Genomic DNA, 15,928 nt, shown 5'->3' with positions numbered 1-15,928 from the left:
GAGCACCATTTCTGACAGGCTGTTTCCCATGTGCCACAGAGAGCGGGCGGCTGATCACCCGTCCACGATTTCGAGTTTCAATTGCATAGGCTGTCCACTGACTTACAACGGTGCGATGCGGTCGAACTCCGGCTTGTTGCGTATGCGTCAATACCACCGCCGCTGATCTGGACAGGGCGGAGGCAAGCTGCGACACACAGCGGCATGAAAGACACGGATACGCCAGCCTATCTGTCTGGCTTTGCAGGCGATCACGAGACCGAGGCGGTAGCCGGCGCCCTGCCCATCGGCCGCAATTCCCCGCAGCGCCCCGCCTTCGGGTTATACGCGGAGCAGCTTTCCGGCACCGCCTTTACCGTACCGCGCGCCGACAACCGGCGCAGCTGGCTCTACCGGCTGCGCCCGAGCGCGGACCATGCGCCGTTTCGCCGCTATGGCGGCGCCGCGCTGTTCACCACCGGGGCGACGGACGGGCCGATGGCGCCCAACCGGCTGCGCTGGAATCCGCTGCCGCTGCCCGAGACGCCGATCGACCTGATCGACGGCATGGTGACGATGCTGGCCAACCGGCCGCCGGAGGCGCTGGAGGGGGTGGCGGTTCATGTCTACGCCGCCAACCGGGACATGGCGACGCGGGCCTTTGTGAACGCCGACGGCGAAATGCTGTTCGTTCCGCAGCACGGCCGGCTGCTGCTGCTGACCGAGATGGGGCGGCTGGCGGTGGCGCCGGGCGAAATCGCGCTGGTGCCGCGCGGCGTGCGGTTCCGCACGCTGCTGCCCGATGGCGAGGTGCGCGGCTATGTCGCGGAGAATCACGGCGCACCGTTCCGCCTGCCGGAACTGGGGCCGCTGGGGTCCAACGGGCTGGCGGCGGCGCGGGATTTCCTGCACCCGGTCGCCTGGTTCGAGGACCGCGACGAGCCGTTCGAACTGGTCCAGAAATATATGGGCTCGCTATGGGTGACGACGCTCGACCATTCGCCGCTCGACGTCGTCGCCTGGCACGGCAACCTTGCGCCGTGCACATATGATCTGGCGCGGTTCAACACGATCGGCACGGTCAGTTTCGACCATCCCGATCCGTCGATCTTCACCGTGCTCACCTCCCCCAGCCAGACGGCGGGGCGGGCCAATGCCGATTTCGTCATCTTCCCGCCGCGCTGGATGGTGGCGGAGGACACGTTCCGCCCGCCCTGGTTCCACCGCAACGTGATGAGCGAGGCGATGGGGCTGATCCACGGCGCCTATGACGCCAAGGCGGGCGGTTTCGCGCCGGGCGCATTGTCGCTCCACAACATGATGACCGGACACGGGCCGGATGCCGCAAGCTGGCAGGCGGCGAGTGCGGCGGAGCTGAAACCGCACAAGATTGACGGGACGATGGCGTTCATGGTCGAAACATGCTGGCCCTACCGGCCGACGCCGCACGCGCTGGCCTGCCCGGAGCGGCAGGCGGATTACGACGCGGTGTGGGGCGGTTTTCCAAAGGCGAAGGTGCAATGAAGCTAGCCAGTCTGAAAGGTGGCCGCGACGGGCGGCTGGTTGTCGTGTCCAGCGACCTCGCCTGGTATGCGGAGGCCGGGCATATCGCCCCGACCCTGCAGGCGGTGCTCGACGACTGGGACCAGCACGCGCCGCAGCTGCGCAACCTGTCGACCGACCTGGAGCATGGCAGCATCCCGCGCGAACGCTTTCACGAGCGCGAGGCGGCGGCGCCGCTGCCCCGGGCCTATCAGTGGGCGGACGGGTCCGCCTACGTCAACCATGTCGCGCTGGTCCGCCAGGCGCGCGGGGCGGAGGTGCCGGACAGTTTCTGGACCGACCCGCTGATGTATCAGGGCGGGTCCGACGATTTCCTGGGGCCGCGCGACCCGATCCCGCTCGCCGACGCAGCATGGGGCTGCGACCTGGAGGCGGAGGTGGTCGTCGTCACCGGCGACGTCGCGCAGGGAAGCGGGCGTGACGAGGCGCTGGCGGCGATCCGGCTGATCGGGCTGACCAACGACGTGTCGCTGCGCAACCTGATCCCGGCGGAGCTGGCCAAGGGTTTCGGCTTTTTCCAGTCGAAGCCGGCCAGCGCCTTTTCGCCGGTGTTCGTGACGCCGGATGCGCTGGGCGAGTGGTGGCGGGACGGCAGGCTGCACCGGCCGCTGATGGTCGAACTGAACGGCGCACCGCTCGGCCGCGCCGACGCCGGGGTCGACATGACCTTCGATTTCGGCACGCTGATCGCCCATGCGGCAAAGACCCGCAATCTGCGCGCCGGCACGATCATCGGGTCCGGCACCGTGTCCAACCGCGACGCCGACGGTGGACCGGGCAAGCCGATCGGCGAGGGCGGCGTCGGTTATAGCTGCCTGGCGGAAGTGCGGACGGTGGAGACCATTCTGTCCGGCAAGCCGGCAACCCCGTTCCTGACCCATGGCGACACGGTGCGGATCTGGATGGAGGACGAGCGCCGCCGCCCGCTGTTCGGCACGATCGAGCAGACGGTGGCGGCAGCACGGCCATGATGATCCGGCCGGCGATGGCCGGGGACGAGGACCGCATCTGGGCGATCATCGAACCGGTGCTGCGCGCCGGCGAAACCTATGCCCTGCCCCGCGACTGGAGCCGGGACGAGGCGCTGGCCTTCTGGCTGGGCGCGCCGCACACCGCCTATGTCGCCGGCGACGGCGGGCGGATGGTCGGCACCTATTATTTGCAGCCGAACCAGCGCGGCGGCGGCGATCATGTCGCCAATTGCGGCTATATCGTCGCCGGCGACGCAACCGAGCGCGGCGTGGCGCGGGCGATGTGCCTGCACTCGCTGGACGAGGCGCGGGCGAAGGGATTCCGCGCCATGCAGTTCAACTGCGTCGTCGCCAGCAACAGCCGCGCAGTAGCGCTGTGGCAATCGCTGGGCTTCGCGACGGTCGGCACCGTGCCGGGCGCGTTCCGCCACCCGGCGCTGGGCGAGGTCGATGCGCTGGTGATGCACCGAACGCTTTGATTTGACGGGCGCCGGCGCTATCGCCCGTCCAGATTTTCTTCAGGACAAACCGATGCCGACCAGCCAGCGCCCCACCGTCCTCGTTACCGGCGGGGCGGGCTATATCGGCAGCCATGCGGTGCTGGCGCTGACCGACGCGGGCTGGCCGGTGGTGGTGCTCGACAACCTCAGCGCCGGCTTTCGCCGGGCGGTGCCGGAAGGCGTGCCGTTCGTCGAGGGCGACGTCGCCGACGATGCGGTCGTCCGTCCGCTGATCGTGGCGCACGGCATCGGCGCGATCCTGCATTTCGCCGGGTCGATCGTCGTGCCGGAGTCGGTCGTCGATCCACTCAAATATTACCGCAACAACACCGTCGCCAGCCGGGCGCTGCTGGAAAGCGCGGTGACCGGCGGGGTCCGGCATTTCATCTTTTCGTCGACCGCCGCGACCTATGGCGCGCCGGAGAGCAGCCCGGTCGCCGAGACCGCGGCGCAGCGGCCGATCAACCCCTATGGCATGTCGAAGCTGATGACCGAGGCGATGCTGGCCGACACCGCCGCCGCCCACCCGATCAACTATGCGGCGCTGCGCTATTTCAACGTCGCCGGCGCCGACCCGCAGGCGCGCGCCGGCCAATCGACGGCGGGCGCCACCCACCTGATCAAGATCGCGGTCGAGGCGGCGCTCGGTCTGCGCGACCATGTTTCGGTGTTCGGCACCGACTATGCGACGCCGGACGGCACCGGGGTGCGCGACTATATCCATGTCAGCGACCTGGCCGCCGCCCATGTCGCGGCGCTGGAGGCGCTGATCGCCGCGCCCGACGAGAATATCGTCGTCAATTGCGGCTATGGCCGGGGCTATTCGGTGCTGGAGGTGCTGGACGCGGTCGACCGGGTCGCCGGCGTCACCCTTGTCCGCCGGATCGGCCCGCGCCGCGCCGGCGACGGCGCGATGCTGGTCGCCGACAACCGCGCGATCCTCGCCCGCCTGCCGTGGCGGCCGCGCCATGACGATCTGGACACCATCGTTCGCCACGCGCTGGCCTGGGAACGGGCGCTGGCGGCGCGATAAAGGTCAGCGTTTCAACTCGCGGGCGATGGCGCGGCGGGTGGCGGCGCCGTAGGGCGGCTTGAACCCGGCGAGCTTTGCAACGTCGAGGCGCGGCTGGCGGTAGACCGCCTTGGCGTGGCTGAACGCGCGGAAACCGTCGATGCCGTGGTAACTGCCCATGCCGGACGGGCCGATGCCGCCGAACGGCAAATCCTCCATCGCGGTGTGGAATATGACGTCGTTCACCGTCACCCCGCCCGAAATCGTCCGGTCGAGCACCGCCTGCCGCTCCCCCGCATCCTCACCGAAATAATAAAGGCCGAGCGGGCGCGGCCGGGCGTTCACCTCGGCAATCGCGTCGGCGATTGCGCGGTAGCGGCGGATCGGCAGGACGGGGCCGAATATTTCCTGCTGCATCACCGTCATGTCATCGGTTGCATCGCGGATGATGTGGAGCGGCATGCGGGTGCCGTTCGACCCGGCGAAATCCTCGCCCGCCGGGTTGACCACCTCCACCGTCGCGCCCTTGGCACGCGCGTCCGCCACCCAGGCGGTCAGCCGGTCGAAATGGCGGCCATTGACCACCGCCGTATAATCCGGGTTGGCGAGCATCGTCGGGTAGAGCCGCGCCGCCGCCCCGGCGATGCCCGCGACGACAGCATCCTCCCCCTCCTCCGGCACCAGCAGGTAATCCGGGGCGAGGCAGATTTGGCCGGCGTTGAGCAGCTTGCCCATCGCAATCCGTTCCGTCGCGCGGGCGATGTCGGCGGAACGGCCGATGATCGCCGGCGACTTGCCGCCCAGTTCCAGCGTCACCGGCGTCAGAGTGTCGGCGGCGGCGTGGAGGATGTGCCGGCCGATCGCGGTTGCGCCGGTGAACAGCAGATGGTCGAACGGCAGCACAGCGAACGCCTGCCCCGCTTCCGGCCCGCCGCCGAACACCGCCAGTTCGTCCTCGGCGAAATACCGCGGCACCGCCTGTTCGAGCAGCGCGGTAGTCGCCGGCACATATTCCGACATCTTGAGCATCGCCCGGTTGCCGGCGGCGAACGCCCCGGCGAGCGGCGCGAAGGCAAGCTGGATCGGGAAATTCCACGGCGCGATGATGCCGACGACTCCCTTCGGCTGGTAATCGATCCATGCCCGCGCACCGAGCAGGCCGAGCGGAAAATCGAGCCGCCGCCGTTCCGGCCGCGCCCAGCGCCCGACATGGCGGGCGGCGTGCTTCAACGCGCGGATCGCGCCGATCACGTCGGTCATCAGCGACTGCTCGTGGCTGCGGTGACCGAAATCGTCGGAGAGCGCGGCGGCGATCGGCTCCGCCTGATCGACGAGCAGCGCGACCGCGCGGGCGATCCGGTCGCGGCGCGTGGCGAGCGGCACCGGCAGTTCCGCCATGAAGGCGGCGCGCTGCGCCGCAAGCACCGCCACCATGCTTTCGGCCATCGCAGCATCCCCCTCTCGTTTGTTTCGCATCGACTTATCCCCCGAAGATCAACCATTGTCGAACGGGAATGAAGGCCCTACTCCGGCGCCCGTCCACCCTGCTGCGGAGCGCGCCTTGGCCGAGACATTCCACACCGTTATCCTGTTCGGTGCCACCGGCGACCTTGCCCACCGCATGCTGTTCCCGTCGCTCTACAACCTGTTCGCCGACCGGCTGCTGCCCGACGACATCGCGATCATCGCATCCGGGCGAAGCGTAATGACCGACGCGGCGTTTCGTGCCGACATCGCCAAGAGCCTGCCCGGATTCCTGGGCGAAGGCCGCTACGACGCGGAGTCCGCCGACGCGTTCCTGGCGCGGGTGCGCTATTGCCCGGTCAGCGTCGGCAAGGCCGAGGATTTCGCCCGGCTGGCGGAGATGGTCGGCCCGGCGCGCGACAAGGGCGTCGCCGTCTACCTGTCGACGCCGCCGTCGCTGTTCGCCCCGGTCGCCAAGGGGCTGGGCGAGGCCGGGCTGGCCGGCGCCAATGTCCGCATCGCGATGGAAAAGCCGATCGGCCAAGATCTGGCGTCGTCGCGCGCGGTGAACGACGGGGTCAACGCGGTGTTCGCCGAGGACGATGTGTTCCGCGTCGACCATTACCTCGGCAAGGAAACGGTGCAGAACCTGCTGGTCCTGCGTTTCGGCAACATGCTGTTCGAGCCGCTGTGGAACGCCGGTGCGATCGAGCATGTCCAGATTACCGTCGCCGAGACCGTCGGGCTGGAAGGCCGGGTGTCCTATTACGACGGCGTCGGCGCGCTGAAGGACATGGTCCAGAACCATATGCTGCAATTGCTGGCGCTGGTTGCGATGGAGCCGCCGGCGTCGATGAGCCCGGCGTCGGTGCGCGACGAGAAGGTCAAGGTGCTGCGCTCGCTGCGGCCGATGGACGATGCCGATGCCCAGCGCCACAGCGTGCGCGGCCAGTACGACGCCGGCGCCGTCGGCGGCCAGCCGGTCAAGGGCTATGCCGACGAGCTGGGCAAAGAGTCCGCCACCGAGACATTCGTCGCGGTCAAGGCGTTCATCGACAACTGGCGGTGGAAGAACGTGCCCTTCTACCTGCGGACCGGCAAGCGGATGCCGGAGCGCCGGTCCGAGATCCTCGTCCAGTTCCGGCCGGTGCCGCATTCGATCTTTTCCGGCAATGGCAAGCCCGCCGCCTTGCGGCCGAACACGATGATCATCAGCATCCAGCCGGAGGAGAATATCCGCCTGCTGGTGATGGCGAAGCAGCCGGGGCTCGACCGCCACGGCATCGAGCTGCGGGAGGTCGCGCTGGACGTATCGCTGTCGACCAGCGCCGCCGGGCAGCGCCGGCGCATCGCCTATGAACGGCTGCTGCTCGACCTGCTGGAAGGCGACCCGACCCTGTTCGTCCGCCGCGACGAGGTGGAGGCGGCCTGGGCCTGGATCGATTCCATCCATGCCGCCTGGGCCGGGGCGCAGGTGGAGACGCGGCACTATACCGCCGGCACATGGGGCCCGAGCGCCGCGATCGCGCTGATCGAGCGCGATGGAGCAAGCTGGCATGACTGACGTTGACAGTACAGGCCGCGACGCGGCCGGGAGCATGATGAGATGAGCCGCCTCGATCCAGCCGTCGCCCGCGTCACCGACCGGGTCATCAGCCGCAGCAAGGCCGGTCGCGCCGCCTATCTGGATATGATCGCGGCGCAGCGCGACCATGGCACCAACCGCGGCGTGCTGAGTTGCGGCAACCTCGCCCATGCCTTTGCCGCCGCCGGGGAGGACAAGCCGGCGATCCGCGACGGCGCGGCGATGAACATCGGCATCGTCACCGCCTACAACGACATGCTGTCGGCGCATCAGCCCTATGGCCGCTACCCGGAGCTGATAAAGGTCTTTGCCCGCGAGAAGGGCGCGACGGCGCAGGTGGCGGGCGGCGTGCCGGCGATGTGCGACGGCGTGACCCAGGGCCAGGCGGGCATGGAACTGTCGCTGTTCAGCCGCGACACGATTGCCCTCGCGACCAGCGTCGCGCTGAGCCACGCGATGTTCGAGGGCGTGGCCCTGCTCGGCATCTGCGACAAGATCGTCCCCGGCCTGCTGATCGGCGCGCTGCGTTTCGGCCATGTCCCGGCGATGCTGATCCCCGGCGGGCCGATGCCGTCCGGCCTGCCCAACAAGGAGAAGGCGCGCGTCCGCCAGCTTTACGCCGAAGGCAAGATCGGCCGCGACGAACTGCTCGACGCGGAGGCGGCGAGTTATCACAGCCCCGGCACCTGCACCTTCTACGGCACCGCCAATTCCAACCAGATGATGATGGAGGTGATGGGCCTGCACGCGCCCAACGCCGCCTTCGTCAACCCCGGCACCAAGCTGCGCCAGGAACTGACCCGCGCGGCGATCCACCGGATCACCGAGATCGGCTGGAGGGGCAACGATTACCGCCCGCTCGGCCGGATGATCGACGAGCGCGCGATCGTCAACGCCGCTGTCGGGCTGATGGCGACCGGCGGGTCGACCAACCACGCGATCCACCTGCCCGCCATCGCCCGCGCCGCCGGCATCGTCATCGACTGGGCCGATCTGGAGGCGCTGTCGGAAGCGGTGCCGCTGCTCGCCCGCGTCTACCCGAACGGCCAGGGCGACGTGAACGATTTCCACCGCGCCGGGGGCATGGCCTTCGTCGTGCGCGAACTGCTCGACGCCGGGCTGCTCCACGGCGACATATTGACCGCCTGGCCCGGCGGGCTGGACGCATGGCGCAGCGAACCGACGCTCGACGGCGACGCGCTGGCCTGGGCGCCAGCGGTCGAGACCAGCCGCGACGAGGCGATGCTGCGCCCGGCATCCGCGCCGTTCCAGCCGACCGGCGGGATGCGGCTGCTCCAGGGCAATCTTGGCCGCGCGGTGATCAAGACCAGCGCGGTCGCCGAGGATCGCTGGGTGATCGAGGCGCCGGCGCGGGTGTTCGCCGATCAGGACGCGGTGATCGCCGCGTTCAAGGCCGGCGAGCTGGAACGCGACGTGGTGGTCGTCGTCCGCTTTCAGGGGCCGGCGGCGAACGGCATGCCGGAACTGCACAAGCTGACGCCGTCGCTCGGCGTGCTGCAGGACCGGGGCTTTCGCGTCGCCCTCGTCACCGACGGGCGGATGTCCGGCGCGTCCGGCAAGGTGCCGGCGGCGATCCATTTATACCCGGAGGCGCTGCATGGCGGGCCGGTCTCGCGCATCGCCGACGGCGACATCATCCGCGTCGACGCGGTGGCAGGGACGATCGACGCGGTTGGCGTGGCCCTCGCCGCGCGGCCGCCGGCGGTGCGGCCGAAGCCGGCGCCCGGCACCGGCCGCGAGCTGTTCGCCCTGTTCCGCACCGGCTGCGACGATGCCGAGCACGGTGCTTCCCCCCTGTTGCACGCGATGGAGAGCGAATGATGCAGCCTGTCGAGACGATCATGCGGACTGCCCCGGTCATCCCGGTGCTGGTGGTCGACGCGCCCGAGGACGCGCGGCCGATCGCCGAGGCGCTGGTCGCCGGCGGGCTGAGCGTGCTGGAGGTGACGCTGCGTACCCCGGCGGCGCTGGAGGTGATCGCCGAAATGGCGCAGGTCGACGGCGCGATCGTCGGCGCGGGCACCGTGCTCAACGCCCGCGACCTGGAACGGGCATTGGCGGCGGGCGCGCGCTTCATCGTCAGCCCCGGCCTGACCGAGGGCCTGACAAAGGCGGCGATCGACCGGCAGGTGCCGTTCCTGCCCGGCGTCGCCAATGCCGGCGACATCATGCGCGGCCTCGACCTGGGGCTGGACCGGTTCAAATTCTTCCCGGCCGAGGCAGCGGGCGGGATCAAGGCGCTGAAGGCGCTGGCCGGGCCGTTCGGCGACATCTGCTTCTGCCCGACCGGCGGCATCACCGCCGACAGCGCCGCGCAGTGGCTGGCCGAACCGGCGGTGCTGTGCGTCGGCGGTAGCTGGATCGTCCCGCGCGGGCCGGTCGACCCCGCCGCGATCACCCGCGCCGCTAAGGCAGCGTCAACGCTCCGGCGGTGACCGCCAGCCACAGCGCGAAGGCGGCGGCGGCGAGCAGCGTGCCGAACGGCAGGCGGGTCGCGCGGCCGGGGCGCTTGCCGAGCGCCGCCATGACGGCAACCGCCGCCAGCCCGCCGACGCTGGCGGCGAGCAGCACCCAGGGCAGCAGCGCCCAGCCGAGCCAGGCGCCGATCGCGCCGAACAGCTTCGGGTCGCCGCCGCCCAGCCCGACGCGGCCGCGCAGCAGGCGATAACCCTCCGCCACCACCCACAGGCTGCCGAAGCCGACGACCAGCCCGGCGACACGGTCGGCGAGCGGCGGCGCGATGCCGATCAGGCCGGCGCCGAGGCCGAGCGCGGCGAGCGGCAAGGTCAGCCGGTCGGGCAGCCAGAGATGGTCGAGGTCGAGGACCGCCAGGGTCAGCAACATCCAGCCGAACAGCGCGCCGGCCGCCCCCGTCGCCCAATCCGGCGCCAGGCCGAGGGCGAGCGCCCCGATCCCCGCCGCCGCCGCCTCGATCGCCGGATGGCGGAGGTCGATCGGCGCGCGACAGGTGCGGCAGCGCCCGCCGCGGAGCGCGAAGCCGGCGAGCGGGATCAGCTCGACCGGGCCGAGGGTGCGTCCGCAGCCGTCGCAATGCGAACGCCCGCGCGCGACCGACGCGCCGCGCGGCCAGCGCAGCACCACCGTCGCGGCGAAGCTGCCGGCGATCGCGCCCGCGCCGGCGCCGGCAAGGGCGGCAAGCAGCGTCATCGCGCCGGACGTGCCCGCCGCCACGCGCCGCCCGCCCGCCTGTGTACGCGGGAGTCGACGGCGCATGGGTGGGGCGCGGGCACTCTGGGCTCCTGCCTGCGCAGGAGCACGGGGGGGTGGGCAGACGCCGGCATCGGCGGCTTATCGTCCTGCCGCCCGGATTCGGCAAAGCCGAATCGGCGCGCGCGCGTTCAGCGCAGGGCGATGCGGTCACCAAGGTGGAGGCGGGCGCCGTCGGTGATCAGTACCGGGTCGCCGAGCCGCGCCTGGGCGAACAGCAGCGCGGCGAACGGCACCGGCACGCCGATGCAGCCGCGCGTCGCCGAACCCTCCACCACATCGCTGCCGTGGATCGCGACGCCGTCGTTGGTCAGGCGCAGCATATAGGGCATGTCCGCCTCGTAAAGGTTGGAGCGGTGATCCCGATCCTTCTCGGTGATCGCGAACCTGCCCAGCGGAGTTGGGTTGCCGTCGACGCCGTAGAGGATGGCGGCGGTGCCAATCTCGTAGCCGCCGCGGAACACCGACAGCGTCTGTGCCGCGAGGTCGACGGTGATGACGATCGGCCCCGGCGGCACCCCTTCGTCGTCCCACGCATAGTCGCCCAGTTCGAGCGGCCGGTCGAGGGCCAGCACCCCTTTCAGCACGAAGCCGGTGTCGGCGGGTGCGGGCGGCGGCGCTTCGGCGGCGACGGGCGGTGCCGGACGGGCGGCGGGCGATGCGGCAGGCGCGATCCGCGCCGGCGGAAAGGCGATGGCCGCGCCCGCCAGCGCGAGCAGCCCCCCTGCCCCCGCCGCGATGCCGACCGACCGGAACCCGCCTGCCACAACCGCAACTCCTTAATCCTTTCCGGTCTGTTTACCCGGATTCGGCGCGCGGGTCAGCGGGGCTGTTCCGGCTGTTCCCGTCAGGGACATTCACCATGTCCGGTGACGGGTTCGCCCCTCCTTCCAAAAAAAAACGGCAAATGCGGTCACGAAGCGGGCATGTCGATCGTCAACCCGACGAACATCAAAGGAGATCGACGATGAGCGAGACCGCTGCCCCCCGCTACGAACAGGAAGTGCCGGACGTATTGAAGGCGATGGCCAATACCCAGGCCGCGATCACCGCCCACGGCCTGCCCCGCCTGCTGCATCACCTGGTCGTGCTGCGCGCGTCGCAGATCAACCGCTGCGCCTTCTGCGTGAAGATGCACACCCGCGAGGCGCGCGAGGACGGCGAGACCAGCGAAAGGCTGGACCGGCTGGTGGTTTGGGATCAGGTAAGCGATTTCACCGCCGGCGAGAAAGCGGCGCTGGCGTGGACGGAGGCGCTGACCGTGCTCGACCACAAGACCGACCTGGGCGCGCTGCGCGCCGAGCTACGCCGGCATTTTTCGGAAGGACAGGTGGCGACGCTGTCGGCGACGGTGGCGATGATCAACCTGTGGAACCGCATCGGTATTTCACGGCATTGAGCGTGAACGCGCGCGACGCGGAGCTGTTCGAGCAGGCGCGGCCCCGGCTGCTGGGGCTGGCCTATCGCATGCTCGGCTCGCGCGCCGACGCCGAGGACGCGGTGCAGGACTGCTTCCTGAAATGGAGCCGGGCCGACCGCGCCCCGATCGTCGAGCCGGCGGCGTGGCTGACCACGGTATGCACCCGCCGCTGCCTGGACCTGCTGCGCGCCGCCCGGCGCCGCCGGGTCGACTATGTCGGTAGCTGGCTGCCCGAACCGCTGCACGCGGCGACACCCGACGACGGCGAAGCCGCCGGGCTGGCATCCACCCTGACCACCGCTTTCCTGCTGATGCTGGAACGGCTGAGCCCGAAGGAGCGCGCCGCCTACCTGCTGCGCGAGATTTTCGACCAGCCCTACCCCGCCATCGCCGCGACGCTGGCGATCGATGAGGCGGCGTGCCGCAAGCTGGTGTCGCGCGCCAGGGCCCATGTCGACGCCGGCAAAGCGCGCCACCATACCCCGGCGGAAACGCAGGACCGGCTGCTCGATGCGTTCCATGCCGCGATCCTGAGCGGATCGCCGGAGCCGCTGGCCGAACTGCTCTCCGCCGACATCCGCCTGACCGCCGACGGCGGTGGCAAGGCGTCGGCGATCCTCGGCGTGCTGGAGGGACAATACCGCGTACTCGGCTTCATCCGCCACGCGCATAAATGGTGGGACGGGTTCGACTGGACCGCCGCCGATATCAACGGCGCGCGCGGCGCGATCCTCCGCCGCGACGGCGCACCGGTGCTGACCCTGACCTTCGCCTATGACGCGGCCGGGCGGATCGCCCATATCTTCATCATGCGCAATCCCGACAAGCTGGGCCGGCTGGGCCCGGCGCGCATCCGCTGACGCCGGATCGCTGGCCCGGCGGCACCCCGGTGCGGACGCCGCTCACCGGGCACGGATCGAGCGGGACGGCGCCCCTAGCGACGGCGCCGATCAACCGCTAGGCATTGGCCATCCACATTTTTTCCGGAGTCTTCCGATGCAATTTTCACGCAGACATTTCGTCCTGTCCGCCACCGCCCTCGGCGGGCTGGCGGGCATCCGCTGGCCGGCCCATGCCGCCATTGCGCCGAAGCTGGCAGCCGTGCTTGACGCGATCGCCAGGGAGGAACTGAAGGAGTCGCCGGAAAGCTACAGCTATCTGGGGCTGGACAGCGGCGCCGAAGCGTGGGCGCGCGCCAAGCTGGACGACCGGTCGGCGGCGGCGCGGGCACGGACCTTCACCGACATCCGGCGCTTTCAGGCAATGCTGGCCAGCGTCGACCGGACGACGCTCAGCGGCCATGACGGCCTGCTCTACGACTCGATCGCCTATGCGCTGGGGAACGGCGCGGCGGGCGAGCGCTTCCCGTATGGCAGCGTCTACACCTTCGGCGGCGGGTCGCCCTATATCATCAGCCAGCAGGACGGTGCCTACCAGAGCATTCCCGAATTCCTGAATTCCGTGCACCGGATCGAGGCGCGGGCGGACGCGGAGGCCTATCTAGCACGGCTTGCCGCCTTCGCCACCGCGCTCGACCAGGAAACGGAGCAGGCGAAGCACGACGCGGGGCTGGGGGTGATCGCCCCGGCCTTCGTCCTCGACACGACGCTGGAGGGGATGCGCGGCCTGCGGGCGGTGCCGGCCGCGAAGGCGCGGATGGTCCGCTCCCTGGCCGACCGCACGGCGGAGAAGGCGATTTCCGGGGACTGGGCGGCGCGGGCGACGAAGATCGTCGAGAGCGGCGTCTACCCCGCGCTCGACCGCCAGATCGCGGCGATGACCGCGATCCGCGCCAAGGCCAACACCGACGCCGGTGCGTGGAAGCTGCCCGACGGCGACGCCTATTACGCATGGGCGCTGCGCTATGCGACCAGCACCGACCTGTCGCCGGAGGCGGTGCACCGGATGGGGCTGGAACAGGGCAAGGAGCTGGACGCGCGGATGGACGCGGTGCTGAAGTCGCAGGGGCTGACGCAGGGCACGGTCGGCGAGCGGCTGGCGGCGCTGACCAAGGATCCCAAGCAGCTGTTCCCCAACACCGACGCCGGCCGCGCGGAGGCGATCGCCTACGTCAACCGGAAGATGGACGAACTGCGCGCGCTGCTGCCGCGCGTGTCGCGCATGGTGATGAAGGCGGACGTGACGGTGAAGCGGGTCCCGCCCGACATCGAGGCCGGCGCCGCGCTCGGCTACATGAACTTCGCCTCGCTCGACGGCACCCGGCCGGCGATCTATTACATCAACCTGAAGGACACCGGGAACTGGCCGAAATTCACCATCCCTTCGCTGTCCGCCCATGAAGGGCTGCCGGGCCATAGTTGGGAGGGCGCCTATGTCGCCGAGCACCGCGACGACGTGCCGCTGGTCAGTTCGCTGATGGGGTTCAACGCCTATACCGAAGGCTGGGCGCTGTATGCGGAGCAGCTGGTCGACGAGCTGGGCTTCTACGAGAACGATCCGTTCGGGCGGCTGGGCATGTACCAGGCGCTGCGCTTCCGCGCGTCGCGGCTGGTCGCCGACACCGGGCTGCATACCAAGAAATGGAGCCGCGACCAGGCGATCGACTTCATGACGTCCAGCACCGGCCGCGCCCGCGCCGCCTGCACCAGCGAGATCGACCGCTATTGCGCGGCGCCGGGCCAGGCGTGCGGCTACAAGGTCGGCCACAGCGAGATCGTCCGGCTGCGCGACAAGGCGAAGGCGGCGCTGGGCGACCGTTACGACGTGCGCGATTTCGACGACGCGGTGATAAAGGCGGGGGCGGTGCCGCTGTCGGTTCTGGCGACGGCGATCGACGCCTATATCGCCACCGGCACATCCTGAACCCAGGGGAGTAACAGCCAGCCGTGACCGCAGCGCCCAGCGCCCATCCGCTCCACCAGCGCATCCGCAGCGCGATCGAGGGGCGGATCATGTCCGGGGCGCTGCGCCCCGGCGACCGCATCCCCTACGAGCACGAACTGATGCAGCAATACGGCTGCTCGCGGATGACGGTGAACAAGGCGCTGTCGGCGCTGGCCGATGCCGGGCTGATCGTCCGGCGGCGCGGCGCCGGCTCGTTCGTCGCCCAGCCGCGCGCCCATGTCGCGACGCTGATCGTGCCGGACGTGCCGGCCGAGATCCGCGCGCGCGGCATGGCCTATCGGCTGGACCTGATCGATCAGGTGCTGCTCGACGCCGGCGACGCGCGGGTGGCGGCGGCGATGACGGTGCCGGCGGGAAGCGCGGTGCTGGCCGTCACCTGCCGCCACAACGCCGATGGCCGGCCGTTCGCGATGGAGGAACGGCTGATCAGCATCGCCGAGGTGCCGGAGGCGGTCGACATCGATTTCGCTGCCGTGTCGCCGGGTAGCTGGCTGCTCGCCCATGTGCCGTGGACAGAGGCGGAGCACCGTATCCTCGCCCGCCCCGCCGGCGATCATGCCGGGGCGCTGGCAGTGGCGGCGGACACCGCCTGCCTGGTGCTGGAACGGCGGACCTGGCGGGCGAAGCACACGATCACCTGGGTGCGCCAGACCTTCCCCGGCGCCTTCGCGTTGACCGCCCGCTTCGACGGCTAGAGTCTGTTCCGTTCAAGCGACGCCGGCACCGGCAAGATCTCGGCTTTCGCCGGGATGACGATTCCATCAAGAACGACAGCCGCCTAGAAAAACAGCTTCCGCAGGTTGACGCGAACGGTCCGGCCCATCGGGTCGAGATAGCCGGGCTGGTAGCTGATCGGGACAACGCCGTTGGCGTCGCGTACCGTCTGGCGGGCGTTGAGGATGTTGTCGACGGCCAGCGTCACCCGAGCCCCCTGTGCCCAGCGCTGCCGCGCCAGCGCCGGGATCTGGCCGAGATTGGCGAACAGCCGAAGGTTGGCGGTCGCGAGGTCGGAGAAGCGCAGCGTGCCGCTGTTGCCGGTGACCCGCGTCGCGCTCTGCCAGTCGCCGGTCAGGCGCAGGCCGTAGCCGTCCTTCGACACCCCGGCGCGCAGTTCCAGCTCGTGCCGGGCCTGCCCGCCGCGCCCGCCGACCGCGTCCCCGCCGAGCAGGTCGAGCACCGGCAGGCCGGGGCGGATCAGCACCTCGTCGCGGAAATGCCAGGTGTGGTAGAGCGCCAACTGCAATCGGCCGCCGGCCTGCCCGCCGCCGCGCCCGCCGCCGCCGAAGCCGCGCCCACCGCCCGGCGGGCCACCGGCGCCGC

The 15,928-nt window shown here is 70.2% G+C and carries 14 protein-coding genes and 1 pseudogene; 11 read left to right on the top strand and 4 right to left on the bottom strand.

The genetic code is table 11. The features are described 5' to 3' along the window. Positions 1–204 precede the first annotated feature (204 nt). The 4 genes from hmgA to galE are packed head-to-tail and all read left to right on the top strand — an operon-like array spanning position 205 to position 4,046. The gene (gene hmgA / locus E4A53_RS13435; RefSeq protein WP_136163621.1) at positions 205–1,503 is read left to right on the top strand and encodes a homogentisate 1,2-dioxygenase; all 1,299 of its coding nucleotides are present in this window, start codon (positions 205–207) and stop codon (positions 1,501–1,503) included. Then, entirely contained in the window at positions 1,500–2,513 is a 1,014-nt protein-coding gene (locus tag E4A53_RS13430) for a fumarylacetoacetate hydrolase family protein (protein ID WP_136163620.1), read from the top strand. Before hmgA ends, E4A53_RS13430 begins: the two co-directional genes overlap by 4 nt. After that, positions 2,510–2,992, top strand: coding sequence for a GNAT family N-acetyltransferase (locus E4A53_RS13425; RefSeq protein WP_136163619.1), 483 nt, complete (start codon positions 2,510–2,512; stop codon positions 2,990–2,992). Before E4A53_RS13430 ends, E4A53_RS13425 begins: the two co-directional genes overlap by 4 nt. A gap of 52 nt (positions 2,993–3,044) precedes the next feature. Further along, positions 3,045–4,046 carry a UDP-glucose 4-epimerase GalE gene (gene galE / locus E4A53_RS13420; protein ID WP_136163618.1) on the top strand — a complete coding sequence of 334 codons (1,002 nt, stop codon included), beginning with the start codon at positions 3,045–3,047 and terminating at the stop codon, positions 4,044–4,046. 3 nt (positions 4,047–4,049) lie between these two features. Here galE and E4A53_RS13415 read toward each other — a convergent pair whose 3' ends face one another. Next, a complete protein-coding gene (locus tag E4A53_RS13415) occupies positions 4,050–5,471 on the bottom strand; it encodes a coniferyl aldehyde dehydrogenase (protein WP_239018308.1) in 1,422 nt (473 codons plus the stop codon). A gap of 115 nt (positions 5,472–5,586) precedes the next feature. Between E4A53_RS13415 and zwf the strand changes: the two genes are divergently transcribed. The 3 genes from zwf to eda are packed head-to-tail and all read left to right on the top strand — an operon-like array spanning position 5,587 to position 9,530. Beyond that, positions 5,587–7,053 (top strand): glucose-6-phosphate dehydrogenase, encoded by a 1,467-nt coding sequence (zwf, locus tag E4A53_RS13410; protein ID WP_275401811.1) that lies wholly within the window; start codon positions 5,587–5,589, stop codon positions 7,051–7,053. Between the two features lie 42 nt (positions 7,054–7,095). Continuing rightward, positions 7,096–8,916, top strand: coding sequence for a phosphogluconate dehydratase (edd, locus tag E4A53_RS13405; protein WP_136163616.1), 1,821 nt, complete (start codon positions 7,096–7,098; stop codon positions 8,914–8,916). Next, positions 8,913–9,530, top strand: coding sequence for a bifunctional 4-hydroxy-2-oxoglutarate aldolase/2-dehydro-3-deoxy-phosphogluconate aldolase (gene eda, locus E4A53_RS13400; RefSeq protein ID WP_206366330.1), 618 nt, complete (start codon positions 8,913–8,915; stop codon positions 9,528–9,530). Before edd ends, eda begins: the two co-directional genes overlap by 4 nt. On the opposite strand, the gene E4A53_RS13395 is transcribed toward eda, so the two are convergent. Beyond that, positions 9,502–10,263, bottom strand: coding sequence for a prepilin peptidase (locus E4A53_RS13395; protein WP_136163639.1), 762 nt, complete (start codon positions 10,261–10,263; stop codon positions 9,502–9,504). The genes eda and E4A53_RS13395 overlap by 29 nt on opposite strands. 191 nt (positions 10,264–10,454) lie before the next feature. Further along, positions 10,455–11,090, bottom strand: a complete 636-nt coding sequence (locus E4A53_RS13390; protein ID WP_136163615.1) for a L,D-transpeptidase family protein — start codon at positions 11,088–11,090, stop codon at positions 10,455–10,457. A gap of 200 nt (positions 11,091–11,290) precedes the next feature. Between E4A53_RS13390 and E4A53_RS13385 the strand changes: the two genes are divergently transcribed. The 4 genes from E4A53_RS13385 (at position 11,291) to hutC (ending at position 15,303) form a co-directional block, all read left to right on the top strand. Continuing rightward, positions 11,291–11,722 (top strand): carboxymuconolactone decarboxylase family protein, encoded by a 432-nt coding sequence (locus tag E4A53_RS13385; RefSeq protein ID WP_136163614.1) that lies wholly within the window; start codon positions 11,291–11,293, stop codon positions 11,720–11,722. Between the two features lie 2 nt (positions 11,723–11,724). Further along, positions 11,725–12,603, top strand: coding sequence for an RNA polymerase sigma factor SigJ (gene sigJ, locus E4A53_RS13380; protein WP_136163613.1), 879 nt, complete (start codon positions 11,725–11,727; stop codon positions 12,601–12,603). A 136-nt stretch (positions 12,604–12,739) separates the two neighbouring features. Then, entirely contained in the window at positions 12,740–14,566 is a 1,827-nt protein-coding gene (locus E4A53_RS13375) for a DUF885 domain-containing protein (protein WP_136163612.1), read from the top strand. Between the two features lie 23 nt (positions 14,567–14,589). Next, the gene (hutC, locus tag E4A53_RS13370; protein WP_275401810.1) at positions 14,590–15,303 is read left to right on the top strand and encodes a histidine utilization repressor; all 714 of its coding nucleotides are present in this window, start codon (positions 14,590–14,592) and stop codon (positions 15,301–15,303) included. A gap of 83 nt (positions 15,304–15,386) precedes the next feature. Here hutC and E4A53_RS14720 read toward each other — a convergent pair. Continuing rightward, positions 15,387–15,928: pseudogene (locus E4A53_RS14720) on the bottom strand (TonB-dependent receptor); the annotation flags it as partial.

This window comes from Sphingomonas flavalba (assembly GCF_004796535.1).
Lineage (GTDB): Bacteria > Pseudomonadota > Alphaproteobacteria > Sphingomonadales > Sphingomonadaceae > Sphingomonas_L > Sphingomonas_L flavalba.
The sequence above is the reverse complement of the archived record's forward strand: the minus strand, read 5'-3'. Positions and strand labels throughout refer to the sequence as shown.